Here is a 15,521-nt window from a genome sequence, read left to right as displayed (position 1 = left end):
CTGCATCAGTCAGCTTTTAAAATATTACTTAACAAGCCATTTATCTGCCCATTTTTGAACCTCGTCCAAAATGGGTGCTAAGGCATGTCCTTTATCGGACAAGCGGTAAAGAATGCGGACAGGTGTTTCAGGGTACACTTCCCGAATGATGACTCCCTGTTCTTCAAGCTCTTTAAGCCGTTCGGTCAAAATCTTGTTGCTGATCTGAGGGATTGGCTCTGAAATCTCGGAAAAGCGTTTAGGACTCCCCGCAAGCACACGAATAATAACGCCATTCCAGCGTTTCCCAAGCAATTGAAAGGCTTGTTCAAATTTTGGGCAGAGTGACATCGTGGCCATACGAATTCCCTCCTTATTTATCATCTATTGCAGTTACCAAAAGTTACTACATATTTATTATACGTTAAATTGCTCCAAATAGCTATAGAGCGAACTTCACCGGCGGACTCAAATTGTTGAAGGTGCTGACTTAAGCCCGTTCTTCTTCATAGATTTTAACATTCGCAAAAACCGCATTCAGCAAGGGGGTGTTGAGTTGCTTTTCAGCAGCTTTTGAAAGTAAAAAGCCCTGAAGGTGATCGGTTTCTGTCGGCATTAATTTTTCCATGTCACGCTGCATAGAGGATTTCATCGTATAACCCATCTCCAGCATTTTACTTAGCTGAATTTCCGGCAGCCCTTCCTTAACGGGGGCGCCAATGTTCTTCATTACATGGTAAATCTCATCTAATAAATCTTTTATCAGACGGTAGCCGGATTCCTGCTCCCTGATCGGGCCCATAGGCGCTCTCATCAATGTCGTAACACCTGACATTGCGGTAATAAAGGAATATTTATGCCACATATCCTGTACAATATTCGTGCTAAGCTGAAAGTTTGCTTCTGTTCCGCTGAAAGCTGACTCCAAAGCTAAAATTCTTTCGGATTTGCTTCCATCACGCTCTCCGAAAATCAAGTCATGAATCGGACTTGTCTGGACGATGGTACCATTTTGGTCCAGTGTTGTTTCAATAAAGCAAAGTCCGCCGATTACAGCTTCCCCGCCAAATGCTTCAACAAGCTGATCCATATGCGCGATTCCGTTTAACAGGGGAAGAACCATTGTTTGAGATGAAATATAGGGAGAAATGTCTTTAATAGCTGTTTCAAGGTGATAAGATTTCGTCGTGATAATCACTGCATCAAAAGATTCGCTGCTTGGCTGGCCGCTAAGCAGAAGAGGCGGGTTCGCCGTGTAATCACCATGAGTACTCTTAATTTGAAGACCGTTTTCCTCTAACTGCTTTTTGCGATTTTCACGAACCAGGAATGTCACATCAGCACCTTTTTGAAGAAGTCTGCCTCCAAAATATCCACCAATTCCACCAGCACCAACTACTAGTATTTTCATTCTATGTCCTCCTATAATTCAATCTTGTAAAGCTGTATCTGACTTAATCATATAGGATTGCATCTGATATTTCTAAGAGTATTTACCCAAGAAGCAATAAAAGCGTTGAGTAGGAAAGAATTCCAAGCGCAAAGTAGGTGATACTGCTTTCCTTTTCTTCAGGCAATTCTTCTTTTATCACGTTTAAAATAATCGCTCCCGCTAAAAAAGATTCAAGGATCGAGAGGACGGCATGGCTTATTTCCGTCAGCCATCCGATAGTCCAGCCAATTATAATAGCCCCAGTCAGCAGCCATCTGCCATACCGGTCGTACTGGTGTTTATGGTGCAACGAGCCGGTCCAGCGCGTAAAAAACAAACAGCCCTGCCAAAGCCATCAGGTAAGGGTTCTGCGACAGAATGTGCATTAATTCATTAGAGGCAGCATGCTCGTGCTCATCAGGCGTATCCAGCTGGGGAAGCAGATGCAAAAACACATACGAAACAGCAATCCCTCCTGCAAGTGACAAATACCGGCGTCTTGGGATACTTGAAATAAACCGCATATACCTCGCCCCTGCATGAATAGCAGCAAAGATAAGAACAAAAATAAGACTCAAAACAAACAGCATTCAGACTCACCCCCACAATCGTGTCTATGTTCATATAGCCTTAATATGGAAGCCTGAAACGTTAGGAATGATAGGGTTCAAACGTCAATAGTGCAAATCAAACAGGTCATTAAAAAGGATTTACTCCTTTCTCCCTACTTTAAATGAGACTAATTAGTTAATCAGGAGTTTCTTTGAGTGGAAATCGTGCCCCTGCAGCGTAAATCAACACGCGAATTAAAAAAGGAATTCACCCATTACACACAATTTCTAAAACAATAAATAACTTATCCGGGAGTTGATTGAAGAGGAAGGGGCTGACTCCTGCGGGATGAAACGGGAGCTTGAGATCCACTTGCGCTAGCAAGTTAGCTTAAGCCCCGCCCCACGGAAAGCAGCATGCTTTGTTAAGACTCTTTACGGAGAAGCATAGTAGTTTTTCAATTTTTTGATTGGCATTCATCCCTAACACACTATTTTAGAGCAGTAAATAAATTACCCAGCAGTTGATTGAAGAGGAAGGGGCTGACTCCTGCGGGATGCAGCGGGAAAGCTGAGATCCATTGGCGCAGCCAATTAGCTCAGCCCCGCGGAAAGCATGCCCCTGCAGCGTAAATCAACACGCTAATTCAAAAAGTATTCACTCCTATCACACAAAATTTCAAACCAGTAAATAAATTACCCAGAGTAATAGATTACAAATTTAAAAAATAAATGAAACTTTTCACCAAACCCATGCGTCTTATAGAATGTACCAAAGGAAAAGGTTCCCATTTATTAGAAAAAAGAATCGGAACCATCAAACACGAAAAGGAGATTATAAGATGCTAAAACGTTTAAGCATGCTTACCATGGCAATAATCGTAGCCTTGAATTTAGGAGTAGCTGGAGTATCTGCAGCTGATAATGATAAAGAAGAAAGCATAAATGAAAAATTCGGCCTGCCAATTCTCGTACTTGGCGGAACCCTCAATGACCAGCAAAAAGAAGAAGTCAGAAAAATGCTAGGTGTCACTAACCCTGAAATGGTAGAAGAAGTTACCGTAACAGGAGATGACCTTGTCCGCTATATCTCAGGCGAAAGCAGAAACGCAAGAATGTTCTCATCAGCAAAAATAACCCGTGAAGAACAGGGCACAGGTCTTGTCATCAACCGCGTTAATCCTGAAAACATTACTGAAGTAACCGATACAATGTACGCAAATGCACTTATAACGGCAGGAATTGAAGATGCAACAGTTGAAATTGCATCACCGGTAAAAGTTAGCGGACACTCAGCGCTGACAGGAATTTATAAAGCCTATGAAGTAAGTGGAGAAGAGCTTGACACTGCCCGTCTTGAAGTAGCCAATGATGAACTAAACCTTGCTACAGACCTGGCAGAAGAAGAAGGCATAGAACAGGAGAAGGTAAGTGAACTCCTTGCTGATATTAAGCAGCAGATTGCTGAAAACAAACCAGCTTCACGTGAAGAAGTAGAAGCAATTGTAGAAGAGCAGCTGAACAAGCTGAATATCGATTTAAGCGAAGAAGACCGCAAACGATTAACTGACCTCTTTGATCAAATGAGAAATTTAAATATTAATTTTGATAATGTTTCAGAACAGCTTGGAAAGCTTTCTGATACGATCCAGGACAGACTTGGCGATGTCGTAAATAATGAAGGCTTTTGGCAGGGAGTTAAAGACTTTTTCAACGGAATCATTGATGCGATTGCTGGGATTTTCGGAAGCGGAACAGAGGATGAATCAACGAATTAACGTTAAACAGAGGAGCTTTTTGCTTCTCTTTTTTTGTTTGGAAAATATGAAACAACCAGGCCTCTTTACCCGTAGACGTTTCAGCTCCGTCTTGGCGATCACCAGGCTATTCATCCCTTATGCTAACTATAAAGTTATTAGGATTTCTCCGGAAGATGAGAATAATTCATTCAGCTGGTCCTTAATGAAAATCCGAATATTATTCTAGGAAAAGGGATCGATCTTTAATCCATACATTGGAAACGCAAAAAAAGGGTGGAAAGCAGCCGCAATTTGACGGTCGCTCTCCCCCTTTTAAAATCAGTGATTGTTTACAAATCATCAAACCCATTTGCATCTGAGGTTTTCGTGTATTGTCTCGATTTCTGCTCAAAGAAATCTGTTTTCCCCTGGTCAACCTCCTGGTAGGCAATAATCCAGCGAAGCGGGTTTTTAACGGGAGCATCAGGAAATACATCGCGCCCATGGCCAAGCTGATTGCATCGCTTATTAGCCATATATTGAATATACTGCTCAAGCTCCTCCATCGTGATACCGTCAAAACGGTCGCCGATGATTTCTCGTCCCCATGCAATTTCAAGCTCAGCCCCTTTACGGAAGGTATCGACAACAAATTGCTGATGCGCTTCCGTAGCAAGCTCAGGATTTTCTGCAAGCACTTCCTTGTAGATCTTTTCAAATAGCCCGACATGTATTTGTTCATCCCGATTTATATAATTAATCATTGTGGAGGTGGACACCATTTTTTGATTCCTGGCCAGATTGTAAAAGAAGGCAAAGCCGGAATAGAAAAACAGTCCCTCTAAAATCACATCGTAAACAATGGATTGAACGAAATGCTCAGCTGTCGGATCCTCTGCAAAGGCTTTATAGCCATTGGTTACAAATTCATTGCGCTCCTGAAGCGTAGGCTCTGTTCTCCAGTAATCAAACACTTCATTTTGTTTTTGCTGCGAAACGATGCTTGAAAGCACGTAAGAATATGAATGGTTATGAATGACCTCCTGCTGTGCCAGCATGATCATCAGTGCATTTAGGGATGAATCAGTTAAATAATCAGCCGCCTTTGCCGCGTAATCTGATTGAATGCTATCGAGCAGGGCAAGGAGTCCAATGATTTTCAGGAATGCTTCCTGCTCCTCGTCTGAAAGCTGCGGGAATTGCTTAATATCATTTCCCATATTGATTTCAAAAGGCGTCCAAAAATTCGATAACATCGTCTTATATTTAGGATAGGCCCATGAATAGCGGACATTATCCCAATTTAATATATTGGAGCTCTTTCCATTAATAATTCCGGTTGAGCGATTAGGTGCCTCCTTTTCCATAATAGTCCGTTTTTGAAGTTGGCTTGTCATCCATTATTCCTCCTTAGCTCGAGCAGCTTTCACAGTCTTCTATTGCATCCACATCTGAAGTAGAGCGTACATAATAAGTTGTTTTTAATCCTGCGTCCCAGGCATGCTGATGAAGAGCGAGGAGCTCTTTAGCTTTAATATCGTTTCTAACATATAAATTAAACGAAATGGCCTGGTCGATATGATGCTGGCGCTTTGCATTTTGGTTTATGCTTGTGTGCTGATCAATTAAGTAAACCGACTGATAGTACCACATGGTTTCAGGGCTGATATCAGGTGCTGTTACAGGAATTCTGTAATCCTTTTTCTCCTCTGAATATTGCCGTCTAAAGATCGGGTCAATACTCGCAGTTGACCCGGCGATGATTGAAGTAGAAGAGTTTGGCGCTACAGCCATCATGTAAGCATTTCGCACACCGTTCTCTGAAATCTCATCTTTTAGGGCAGTCCAGCGGGTGTCTGTGTAGTTTCTCTTATCAAAATAGCTGCCGGTATGCCAGTCAGAGTTTTCAAATGCAGGGTACGCGCCTTTTTCCTTTGCAAGCTTCATGCTTGCCTGAATTGTTAAATAGGCGATTTCTTCATAGAGACTGTCACAGTAGTTGACGGCTTTCTCACTTTCCCAGGCGATCGCCTTTTTCGCCAGCAAATGATGCCAGCCGAACGTGCCAAGGCCAATGCTGCGGTACTTTTGATTCGTCAGCTTCGCCTGTGGAACCGGCAGAGTGTTTTGGTCGATCACATTATCAAGCATCCGGACCTGGATGGCTACAAGGCGAGGTAAAACGTCGTCCGACACGGCGCGGGCAAGTGAGATAGACGATAAATTACATACTACAAAATCTCCAGGCTTTTTAACCGTAATAATGGAGCCGTCTTTCACGTATTCCTCTGTCACCACAGTTCCACTCATATTTTGCATGATTTCTGTACATAGATTGCTGCAGTAAATCATCCCTGTGTGGGGGTTTGGGTTCAAACGATTTACAGTGTCCCGGTAAAACATATACGGTGTGCCTGTTTCTAGCTGCGACACCATAATGGATTTCATAATATCAATTGCGGGAACCGTTTTGCGCGAAAGCTCGGCATGGTTCACGCATTGCTCGTACTTTTCTCTGAAGCTGCCGCTGCCTTTTTGTTCATCAAAGGAGTCCTCAAGCGAAAAGCCCATAACCTTTTTTACTTCATGCGGGTCAAACAAATGCCATTCGCTTCTTTCCTCAACCGCCTCCATAAATAAATCAGGGACCGTAACCCCGGTAAACAAATCATGGGTGCGAAGCCGTTCGTCCCCGTTATTGAGCCGGGCATCAAGGAAGGAAAAGATATCCTTATGCCATACATCGAGGTAAACAGCGACTGCGCCTTTTCGCTGGCCAAGCTGATCCACGCTGACAGCTGTGTTATTCAGCTGCTTCATCCATGGAATAACACCTGATGAAGTTCCTTTAAAGCCCTTTATATCACTTCCACGCGAACGGATTTTACCAAGATAGATGCCAAGCCCTCCGCCATTTTTGCTTAAGGTCGCAACATCCGTATTGGAATCATAAATACTTCTCAAATCGTCCTCAACTGTATCAATAAAGCAGCTTGAAAGCTGGCCATAGCTTTTGCCGGCGTTTGACAGAGTAGGAGTGGCGACAGTCATATAGAGATTTGATAATGCCCAGTAGGCTTCCTTTACCAGATTAATCCGCTTTTCCTTCGGTTCATTCATCATTAACGTCATCGCGATAATCATAAACCGCTCCTGCGGCAGCTCAAATACCTCTTTTTCCCTTGATTTAGTCAGGTACCGGTCAGCCAGTGTAACGAGTCCGATGTAAGTAAAAAGAGAATCCTTCCCCGGCTCTATGAAGGAGCCGATTTCTTCGATCTCATACTGATCATAGCGTTGTAGAATTTTTTCGGAATAAAGTCCTTTATCCGTCAGTCTCAGGATCAGGCTGTAAAACGGACCATATGCAATAGAAGCATCATAGCCTCTTGAGTGAGCTGCCTGATCATAAAGGCGGTCGCGATACAGATCAGCAGCAACAAATGTCCAGTCAGGCTCTTCGATTGAGATCTGATCAAGTGAAGCAAGAATTAAAAGCTGCGTCGCCTGGTATAAGGAGTAATTTGTCTTGTGTTTAAGCTGCTGCTCTGCTTTTTTAACAGCACTTTCGGCATCCAGTGATGGAAATCGGCAGATCTTCTCTTTAAAGTAGCGAATCAGCTGGTCAGTGTTCCAATCATGTAATTGGCTGTAAGGGGTTGATATCAGGGTTGTCATAAATGCATCCTCCGTCCATTTTTAAGCATAAAAAAATCCACTCATGGGAGCGGAGGCAGGATGTGAAAGGTAATGGAAGGTTAAAAGTCCATTAAAGTTCCTCATCCTACCTTCTCAACTCCCGAAGAAGATAGCACGTTACAGAATAGACAGGTCTCCTGACTTGTGCATTAAGCAGCCTATAACCCTTCCCGTGATTACACAGTGGTTTGTTATACGCTTAGCACTTACAGTTGCGGGGACAGCTCCGGATTTTCACCAGATTCCCTATTAAGCCTTTTAGGCATCTATTCGTGTGGAATGTACTATATGTAGTGTTCAATTTAGTTTCTCATTACTAAATATGGTGTTTAGTATAAAACATTCTTTCGGTTCTGACAATCAATAACATTAGCAGAATGTGAGGAAATAGTCGAGGGTTCGACAATAAATCAGTATTTTCTAAGGGAAATAAGATAAAAAAAAATCGGTTGACCAAATGAAAAGTGAAGCATACACTATAAACAAACAATCAAATGAATATTTGAATGAGGAGAAATTGATGACGAAAAAATCGTTGAAAAATGAATTGGATTCCTGTGATGTATATGTGTTTGATCAGAATAAGGTTAATGAAATTAAGCCGAGAGTTGGAGAAGTAGAAGGGGTTGAATTGCTTTTTAAAGCTCTGTCAGATGCAACCCGTTTAAAAATATGCTACGCCTTGACCTTAGAGGATGAGCTTTGTGTATGTGATGTTGCCAATATTATTGGTTCCACAACAGCGACAGCATCACACCACCTCCGTCTTCTGCGTAATATGGGATTAGCAAAGTATCGAAAAAAAGGGAAAATGGTCTTTTATTCCCTCGCAGATGAGCACGTTCATCAGCTGGTTTCGATTGCCTTGATTCACTCGAAGGAGGAGTAAAGCCATGCGACAGCATTATCGCCTGGAAGGACTTTCTTGTGCAAATTGTGCAGCAAAGTTTGAAAAAAATATTCGCGAGCTTCCCGAGGTTAAGGAGGTTCAGCTTAATTTCGGAGCATCGAAGCTCATGGTTGATGGAGCTGCCAGTGTAGAGGATCTTGAAAGAGCTGGGGCTTTTGACGGCATCAAAGTACGTCAGGAAAATGAAAAAGCACCCACAAGAATCCCATTTTGGAAAACGGGTGAAGCTAAATCAATGTTTGCCTCTCTTCCATTTTTAATAGGAGGCTGGCTCCTGCTTTTGCAATATGGTGAGGAGTTCCCCGCTGCAATTGGCCTATTTGCATTATCAATTGTGATAGGGGGACACAGGCTACTTAGAACAGGACTTGTTAATCTGTTCAAATGGGAATTTGATATGAAAACGCTCATGACCATCGCCATTATTGGTGCTGCCATTATTGGAGAATGGGGTGAGGGGGCAGTTGTTGTATTCCTTTTTGCGATCAGTGAAGTATTGGAGCGGTATTCTATGGACCGGGCCAGAAATTCAATCCGCTCATTAATGGAAATCGCACCCCAGCAGGCAACGATTATCAGAAATGGACTAGAGGAAGTTACAGCAGTTGAGGATACGAAAATTGGAGAAGTTATGCTGATTCGTCCCGGTCAGAAAATCCCTCTTGATGGAAAGGTCAAATCCGGTTCTTCTTTTGTTAATCAGGCGGCAATTACGGGGGAATCCGTATCCGTTTTGAAATCTGCAGGAGATGAAGTGTTTGCCGGAACCCTCAATGAAGAAGGGGCCATGGAAGTTGAAATTACAAAATGGGCAGAAGACACCACCCTTGCCAAAATTATTCATCTTGTAGAAGAAGCTCAGGCAGAAAAAGCACCGTCACAGGCGTTTATAGATCGATTCGCAAAATACTATACGCCAGCCATTATGGTGATTGCCTTACTTGTAGCTGTCATCCCCCCATTGCTATTTGGAGCGGTCTGGACAGAATGGATCTATAGCGGGCTTGCCGTTCTCGTAGTGGGCTGTCCTTGTGCACTCGTTATTTCTACCCCGGTGGCAATTGTTACAGCAATTGGCCATGCAGCGAAAAAAGGAGTGCTGATTAAAGGCGGCGTTCACCTCGAGAATGCAGGGAACATCAGAACTGTCGCATTTGATAAAACAGGCACGTTAACAGAAGGAAAGCCTGCTGTAACGGCAGTTGATTCATTTTCTGAAATGGATGAAAATGAAATTTTAGCGTATGCTGCTGCCATTGAACGCTACTCCCAGCATCCATTAGCAAAAGCAATTGTCCAAAAGGCTAAGGATCTTCCAGCTGTCTATGCTGAAAATTTCCAATCAAAAACCGGAAGAGGAGTTCAGGCTGTTATCGATGGCGAGCTTTACTGGGTGGGAAGAGTCGAGGCCGCACAGGAATTAGCTGATGAAGTGGAACAAAAAATGGATTCACTGCGCAGCCAGGGTCAAACCATTATGCTCTTTGGCCGCGGAGATGAAATACTTGGATCTATTGCTGCTGCTGATACCATCAGGGAAGAAAGCAAGTCAATTGTCCAAAGACTGTACGAAGCAGGAGTAAAAAACACCGTCATGCTGACAGGCGACCACAGAATGTCGGCTGCAGGGATAGCTCAAAAACTTGGCATTACGCAAGTAGAGGCAGAACTTTTACCTGAGGATAAGCTTCAAAAAATTAAAGAGCTTCAAAACGGTAAAGGAAAAATCGCAATGGTAGGAGACGGTATAAATGATGCACCTGCACTCGCCATAGCGGACGTCGGAATTGCAATGGGCGGAGCAGGAACAGATACGGCTCTTGAAACGGCTGATATTGCCTTTATGGCAGATGATCTTCACCAGCTGCCTTCGACGATCAGGCTCAGCCGCAAAACGCTAAAGATTATCAAGCAGAACGTCGTATTTGCACTCGGCCTTAAGGTGCTGGCCCTGCTGTTAATCATACCAGGCTGGCTCACCCTATGGCTTGCAATCTTTGCAGACATGGGTGCAACGCTCCTTGTTGTACTTAATTCATTAAGACTCATGAAATGGAAGTAGATTCATATAGCAGAAAACAAAAAACAGTTCCCCGGGAGCTGTTTTTTGTTTTTGGAAAAAAGAATAGTTCTATTACTTTACTAGTTTAACGTGCGACCAAATTGCTCTATATCCGTTAAATCCGATCATATTGCTTCCCTTTTTTGTATAAATACGAATATTTAAAGCCTTGAAACAAAAAATGTAAGTATGCTATTGAAATAATTTTGTAACATCGTATAATAAAGATTAACAAATTTCTGAAAATAAAGTATTTTAAAAAAACAATTACGTTTTCTGGAGGAAAGTTATGACAACCAAGGATCCAGTTCTTCAGGTTAAAGGACTTAAAGTTTCTTTTTTTACAGACGACGGCGAAGTGCCGGCTGTAGATGACATAGACTTTTACGTTAAAGAAGGGGAAGTACTCGGGATTGTAGGTGAATCAGGCTGCGGGAAAAGCGTGACATCCCTTTCGGTTATGGGGCTGATCCCAAGTCCGCCAGGAAAAATAACAGGCGGTGAAATTAAGCTGAATGGGGAAGAGCTGACAACCGCTTCTGAAAAGAGAATGAGAAAAATTCGCGGCAACGACGTTGCAATGATTTTTCAGGAGCCGATGACCTCGCTTAATCCATTATTTACAATAGGGAGCCAGCTGATGGATGCTACCCTCATACATAAAAAGGGAGATAAAAAGCAGGCAAAAAAAAGAGCGATTGAAATGCTCAAGCTTGTAGGTCTAGGACGGGCAGAGGAACTAATGAACGAATATCCCCACCAGCTTTCAGGAGGAATGAGGCAAAGGGTGATGATTGCGATGGCCATGGTGTGCGATCCAAAGCTATTGATCGCCGATGAGCCGACCACCGCACTCGATGTTACGATTCAGGCCCAGATTTTAAAGCTGATGAAGCGCCTGAACGAGGAGCTTAACACGGCAATCATGCTTATAACCCACGACCTGGGCGTCGTGGCTGAAACCTGTGAACGGGTAGTGGTTATGTATGCCGGGAAGGTCGTTGAGAACGGGCTTGCAGTTGATATTTTTAAAGACCCGCAGCACCCCTATACGCGTGGTTTAATTCAATCTGTGCCGGATATGCGGTATAAAAAGCAGCGCCTTTATTCCATACCTGGAAATGTCCCAAGACCAGGCTCCATTAAAAAGGGATGCCGCTTTGCAGCCCGGTGTGAATTTGCATTTGAGCGCTGCCTGCAGGAGGACCCTCCGTTATACAAAACAGCAGAGGGTCATTCAACCCGCTGTTTCCTATTTGATGACACCAAGGAGGACACCCTGCATGACAAAGACACAACCATTGCTACAAGTTGAAAATCTTAAAAAACATTTTCCTGTCCGGGGAGGCGTTCTCGGAAAACAGGTTGGAAACGTAAAAGCTGTTGACGGCGTTTCTTTTACAGTAAATAAAGGGGAAACGCTTGGAATCGTTGGGGAGTCCGGCTGCGGTAAATCAACAACTGGACGCATGCTGCTTAGGCTGATTGAATCCACTGAAGGAAAAGTTGTTTTTGATGGGAAAGAAGTGACGGCTCTTTCTCAAAATGAACTGCGTAAATTGAGACGGGATATGCAGATGGTGTTTCAGGACCCTTTTGCATCACTCAACCCCCGTCATACCGTAGGGAAAATTTTAGAGGAGCCGTTAAAGGTTCATGGCATCGGCTCTTCTGCAGAACGTAAAAAGCGTGTGAAGGAGCTTTTAGAAACAGTTGGACTCAGCAGCTATCACGCAAAGCGTTACCCTCACCAGTTCAGCGGTGGACAGCGCCAGCGGATCGGGATCGCCCGTGCTCTTATGACCCGTCCAAAGCTGATTATTGCAGATGAGCCTGTATCTGCACTCGATGTATCTATTCAATCCCAGGTGCTTAACCTGATGCAGGATTTACAAAAAGAATTCGGTTTAACCTATATTGTGATTGCGCATGATCTTGGCGTAGTCCGCCATATCAGCGACAGAGTTGGCGTTATGTATTTAGGGAAAATGGTGGAGCTTACAACAAGTGAGAAGTTATATGATAAGCCGCTTCATCCATATACACAGGCGCTATTATCAGCGGTGCCGGTGCCTGATCCTTTATTTAAAAAGGATTCAATCGTGCTGCAGGGAGATATTCCAAGCCCTTCAAACCCGCCGCCTGGGTGTACATTCCACACGAGATGTCCATTTAAAATGGATGTGTGCGAAAAGAAGGTTCCACAAATGCTTGAGCATGAAGAAGGACATTACGCTGCCTGCCATCTATATACAGAAGAAAAGCAGGGAGCGAGTCAAAATAAAGAAATGGTTGGAGGAGGGGCAGTATGAATAAGAAAGCCTGGTTACTATTTTTTGTACTATTACTAACAGTTTCAACAGCGTTATTCGGTTGTTCCAGCGATGATGGAGCAAGTGAGGATGGGGGAGACGGAGGAACTTCAGAAGAAGGCGGAAGCGATGCAGAGGATACTCTGGTCTTTGGACGCGGAGGAGATTCTGTTGGGCTTGACCCGATTACAGTAACAGATGGTGAATCTTTTAAGGTTACAAAAAATGTATTTGAAACACTGATCGAATTCGGTAAAGAAGATACAGAGGTAAACCCTGGACTTGCTGCTGAATGGGACGTGTCAGAGGATGGTTTAACTTACACGTTCACGCTGCAGGAAGGCGTTACATTCCATGACGGAGAAGCATTTAATGCTGATGCTGTTGTGTATAACTTTGAGCGCTGGGCTTCTGGTACAGAAGATAAATTCTACTACTACAAATCAATGTTTGGCGGCTTCGGTGATGATGAAGGACATGTAATTGAGTCTGTAACAGCTACAGATGACATGACAGTGGAAATTAAGCTTAAGCGGCCTCAGGCACCTTTCCTGAAAAACCTTGCGATGAGCCCATTTGGAATTGCAAGCCCTAAAGCACTGGATGAAATGGGTGACGATGAATTTAACGAAAATCCAGTTGGGACAGGCCCATTCAAATTTGTTGAGTGGAGACGTAATGAAAGAATCGTACTTGAAAAGTTTGAAGATTACTGGCAGGAAGGTCTGCCTAAGCTGAATCAGGTTATTTTCCGTTCGATTCCTGAAAATTCAGCTCGTCTAAATGCACTGACAAGCGGTGAAATTGATCTTGCTGACGGTGTGAATCCAAGTGACTCAGCTCAGGTTGAGGGCAATGACAATCTTCAGCTATTTGAGCGTCCTTCTATGAACGTAGGATACTTAGGATTAACGACTACACGTGAACCATTTGATGATCCAAAAGTCCGCCAGGCGATGAACCATGCAATTAATCGTCAGGCAATTGTAGACGCATTCTTTGAGGGCCGTGCTGAGGTAGCGAAAAACCCTATCCCTCCGGTTATTGCTGGCTACAACGATGATATTGAAGGCTATGAGTATGATGTTGACAGAGCAAAAGAATTACTTGAAGAAGCAGGGCTTGGAGACGGGTTTGAAATGGATCTTTGGGCTATGCCGGTTCCACGTCCATATATGCCGGATGGACAAAAGGTAGCAGAAGCGATTCAAAACGATCTTGCAGCAGTTGGCATCACAGCTAATATCGTGACGAATGAGTGGGCAACTTATCTTGATAAAGCCCGTTTAGGTGAAGCAGATGCATTCCTTCTTGGCTGGACAGGCGATAATGGAGATGCGGATAACTTCCTTTATGTCTTGCTTGATCAAGACAATATTGGAAGCAACAACTATACGTATTACGAAAATCAGGATCTTCATGATCTGTTAATTGAAGCACGATCAGAGGTAGATGAAGATAAGCGTAATCAGCTCTACATGGAAGCGCAGGAAATTATTCATGAGGATGCACCATGGGTTCCGCTTGCACATTCTACGCCTCTAATGGCCGGAAGTGCGAATCTTAAAGATTTTGTCGCTCATCCGACTGGTTCAGATAATTTGATGGACGCTTACTTTGAGTAATTAAAGGTTTTTTTAGGGGGGAAGGTGTTCATTCGCCTTCCTCTTTTTTCTGAAATCATTAATCCTTTATATTTTTATAGCTCCCAACAAATAGAAAGGCTCCGGAAAAAGAGTCTAATAGAAACCACACGAGGGGTTGAAAAAGATGCTCCAATACATTATGAGAAGACTGCTGCAGCTAATTCCGGTTTTACTTGGAATGACATTTGTTGTCTTTTTAATCATCCGGGCGATCCCAGGTGATCCCGCAGTCGTCATTTTAGGACAGCAGGCAACAGAGGAAGCAGTTGCAGCTTTAAGAGAAACACTCGGATTAAATAATCCCTGGTATGTACAGTATTTTGAGTATTTGAAGAACTTATTTACAGGTGATCTGGGACAGTCAATTCGTACGAGAACGCCGGTTAATGAAGAGATCTGGCCATACCTGGCAGCAACCTTTGAATTGTCGATGTTTGCGATTATTATTGCTGTTTTTATAGGTGTAAATGCAGGAATTATTTCTGCCTGGTTCCAAAACTCATGGTTTGACTATACCGCTATGATTTTAGCGCTTGTCGGTGTTTCCATTCCGATATTTTGGCTTGGTCTGATGATGCAGTATCAGTTTTCACTTCAATGGGACTGGTTCCCGACGACAGGGAGAGAGGATGTCAGAAACCCTGTCAATGCCATCACAAATCTCTATATTTTTGACACCATTATTCAGGGGCGTTTTGATCAAACGCTTGATGTATTGCGGCATCTCGCCATGCCTGGCATCGCGCTTGCCACGATCCCAATGGCGATTATTGCCCGCATGACCCGTTCAAGCATGCTTGAGGTTATGAAATCAGATTATATCCGGACAGCCCGTGCAAAGGGTGAAAAGATGTTTTGGGTAGTGTACAGACACTCCTTAAAAAATGCGGTTATTCCAGTATTAACGGTTATTGGACTTCAAACAGGCCTGCTGCTTGGCGGAGCCATATTGACAGAAACGATCTTTGGATTGCCGGGAATCGGACGCTATATCTATGAAGCGATATCCTCACGTGATTATCCGGTTATTCAGTCAGGGATACTGGTTGTTGCCTTTATATTTGTCATGATCAACCTGATTGTGGATATTCTGTATTCCATTATTGATCCGAGAATCCGTTACAGCTAGAGATTGCATTGAGAGAGGAGCAGAAGGATGGTACAGCCAATTAAAATACCTGAGCCAATTGT

At 43.4% G+C, this 15,521-nt stretch carries 13 protein-coding genes and 1 riboswitch; of the genes, 7 read left to right on the top strand and 6 right to left on the bottom strand.

What is annotated here, in order from left to right; all coding sequences use genetic code 11:
- Window positions 1-24: 24 nt before the first annotated feature.
- The 4 genes from C4B60_RS07550 to C4B60_RS21940 all read right to left on the bottom strand — a co-directional run bounded on the left by C4B60_RS07550 (window position 25) and on the right by C4B60_RS21940 (window position 2,001).
- Entirely contained in the window at window positions 25-339 is a 315-nt protein-coding gene (locus tag C4B60_RS07550; RefSeq protein ID WP_104057397.1) for a winged helix-turn-helix transcriptional regulator, read from the bottom strand.
- Window positions 340-469: 130 nt separating this feature from the next.
- The gene (locus C4B60_RS07545) at window positions 470-1,390 is read right to left on the bottom strand and encodes a ketopantoate reductase family protein (protein ID WP_104057396.1); all 921 of its coding nucleotides are present in this window, start codon (window positions 1,388-1,390) and stop codon (window positions 470-472) included.
- Window positions 1,391-1,472: 82 nt separating this feature from the next.
- Window positions 1,473-1,721, bottom strand: coding sequence for a hypothetical protein (locus C4B60_RS21945; protein ID WP_342365033.1), 249 nt, complete (start codon window positions 1,719-1,721; stop codon window positions 1,473-1,475).
- A complete protein-coding gene (locus tag C4B60_RS21940) occupies window positions 1,711-2,001 on the bottom strand; it encodes a hypothetical protein (RefSeq protein WP_342365032.1) in 291 nt (96 codons plus the stop codon). The genes C4B60_RS21945 and C4B60_RS21940 overlap by 11 nt, the downstream gene beginning before the upstream one ends.
- An 803-nt stretch (window positions 2,002-2,804) precedes the next feature.
- Between C4B60_RS21940 and C4B60_RS07535 the strand changes: the two genes are divergently transcribed.
- The gene (locus C4B60_RS07535) at window positions 2,805-3,740 is read left to right on the top strand and encodes a DUF1002 domain-containing protein (protein WP_104057395.1); all 936 of its coding nucleotides are present in this window, start codon (window positions 2,805-2,807) and stop codon (window positions 3,738-3,740) included.
- Window positions 3,741-4,051: 311 nt separating this feature from the next.
- Here C4B60_RS07535 and C4B60_RS07530 read toward each other — a convergent pair whose 3' ends face one another.
- A complete protein-coding gene (locus C4B60_RS07530; protein ID WP_104057394.1) occupies window positions 4,052-5,098 on the bottom strand; it encodes a ribonucleotide-diphosphate reductase subunit beta in 1,047 nt (348 codons plus the stop codon).
- 13 nt (window positions 5,099-5,111) lie between these two features.
- Window positions 5,112-7,379, bottom strand: coding sequence for a ribonucleoside-diphosphate reductase subunit alpha (locus tag C4B60_RS07525; protein WP_104057393.1), 2,268 nt, complete (start codon window positions 7,377-7,379; stop codon window positions 5,112-5,114).
- Between the two features lie 131 nt (window positions 7,380-7,510).
- Window positions 7,511-7,685, bottom strand: a riboswitch (cobalamin riboswitch).
- A gap of 235 nt (window positions 7,686-7,920) precedes the next feature.
- Between C4B60_RS07525 and C4B60_RS07520 the strand changes: the two genes are divergently transcribed.
- The 6 genes from C4B60_RS07520 (at window position 7,921) to C4B60_RS07495 (ending at window position 15,459) form a co-directional block, all read left to right on the top strand.
- Window positions 7,921-8,289: an ArsR/SmtB family transcription factor gene (locus tag C4B60_RS07520; protein WP_104057392.1), complete on the top strand. Its 369-nt coding sequence runs from the start codon at window positions 7,921-7,923 to the stop codon at window positions 8,287-8,289.
- A 4-nt stretch (window positions 8,290-8,293) separates the two neighbouring features.
- Complete coding sequence (locus C4B60_RS07515; protein ID WP_104057391.1) at window positions 8,294-10,372, top strand: heavy metal translocating P-type ATPase; 2,079 nt, start codon at window positions 8,294-8,296, stop codon at window positions 10,370-10,372.
- A gap of 289 nt (window positions 10,373-10,661) precedes the next feature.
- Window positions 10,662-11,687, top strand: a complete 1,026-nt coding sequence (locus C4B60_RS07510) for an ABC transporter ATP-binding protein (protein ID WP_104057390.1) — start codon at window positions 10,662-10,664, stop codon at window positions 11,685-11,687.
- Complete coding sequence (locus C4B60_RS07505; protein ID WP_104057389.1) at window positions 11,656-12,684, top strand: ABC transporter ATP-binding protein; 1,029 nt, start codon at window positions 11,656-11,658, stop codon at window positions 12,682-12,684. The genes C4B60_RS07510 and C4B60_RS07505 overlap by 32 nt, the downstream gene beginning before the upstream one ends.
- Window positions 12,681-14,309 carry an ABC transporter substrate-binding protein gene (locus C4B60_RS07500; protein WP_104057388.1) on the top strand — a complete coding sequence of 543 codons (1,629 nt, stop codon included), beginning with the start codon at window positions 12,681-12,683 and terminating at the stop codon, window positions 14,307-14,309. Before C4B60_RS07505 ends, C4B60_RS07500 begins: the two co-directional genes overlap by 4 nt.
- Window positions 14,310-14,454: 145 nt before the next feature.
- On the top strand, window positions 14,455-15,459 hold the full coding sequence (locus tag C4B60_RS07495; protein ID WP_104057387.1) for an ABC transporter permease: 1,005 nt from the start codon (window positions 14,455-14,457) through the stop codon (window positions 15,457-15,459).
- Window positions 15,460-15,521 lie beyond the last annotated feature (62 nt).

Source organism: Jeotgalibacillus proteolyticus (assembly GCF_002926065.1).
GTDB lineage: Bacteria > Bacillota > Bacilli > Bacillales > Jeotgalibacillaceae > Jeotgalibacillus > Jeotgalibacillus proteolyticus.
The sequence above is the reverse complement of the archived record's forward strand: the minus strand, read 5'-3'. Positions and strand labels throughout refer to the sequence as shown.

Excerpts from the sequence above, each read along its gene's own strand:
- C4B60_RS07550 (WP_104057397.1), bottom strand. The coding sequence starts at position 339 with ATGGCCACGATGTCACTCTGCCCAAAATTTGAACAAGCCTTTCAATTG.
- C4B60_RS07545 (WP_104057396.1), bottom strand. The coding sequence starts at position 1,390 with ATGAAAATACTAGTAGTTGGTGCTGGTGGAATTGGTGGATATTTTGGA.
- C4B60_RS21940 (WP_342365032.1), bottom strand. The coding sequence starts at position 2,001 with ATGCTGTTTGTTTTGAGTCTTATTTTTGTTCTTATCTTTGCTGCTATT.
- C4B60_RS07535 (WP_104057395.1), top strand. The coding sequence starts at position 2,805 with ATGCTAAAACGTTTAAGCATGCTTACCATGGCAATAATCGTAGCCTTG.
- C4B60_RS07530 (WP_104057394.1), bottom strand. The coding sequence starts at position 5,098 with ATGACAAGCCAACTTCAAAAACGGACTATTATGGAAAAGGAGGCACCT.
- C4B60_RS07525 (WP_104057393.1), bottom strand. The coding sequence starts at position 7,379 with ATGACAACCCTGATATCAACCCCTTACAGCCAATTACATGATTGGAAC.
- C4B60_RS07520 (WP_104057392.1), top strand. The coding sequence starts at position 7,921 with ATGACGAAAAAATCGTTGAAAAATGAATTGGATTCCTGTGATGTATAT.
- C4B60_RS07515 (WP_104057391.1), top strand. The coding sequence starts at position 8,294 with ATGCGACAGCATTATCGCCTGGAAGGACTTTCTTGTGCAAATTGTGCA.
- C4B60_RS07510 (WP_104057390.1), top strand. The coding sequence starts at position 10,662 with ATGACAACCAAGGATCCAGTTCTTCAGGTTAAAGGACTTAAAGTTTCT.
- C4B60_RS07505 (WP_104057389.1), top strand. The coding sequence starts at position 11,656 with ATGACAAAGACACAACCATTGCTACAAGTTGAAAATCTTAAAAAACAT.
- C4B60_RS07500 (WP_104057388.1), top strand. The coding sequence starts at position 12,681 with ATGAATAAGAAAGCCTGGTTACTATTTTTTGTACTATTACTAACAGTT.
- C4B60_RS07495 (WP_104057387.1), top strand. The coding sequence starts at position 14,455 with ATGCTCCAATACATTATGAGAAGACTGCTGCAGCTAATTCCGGTTTTA.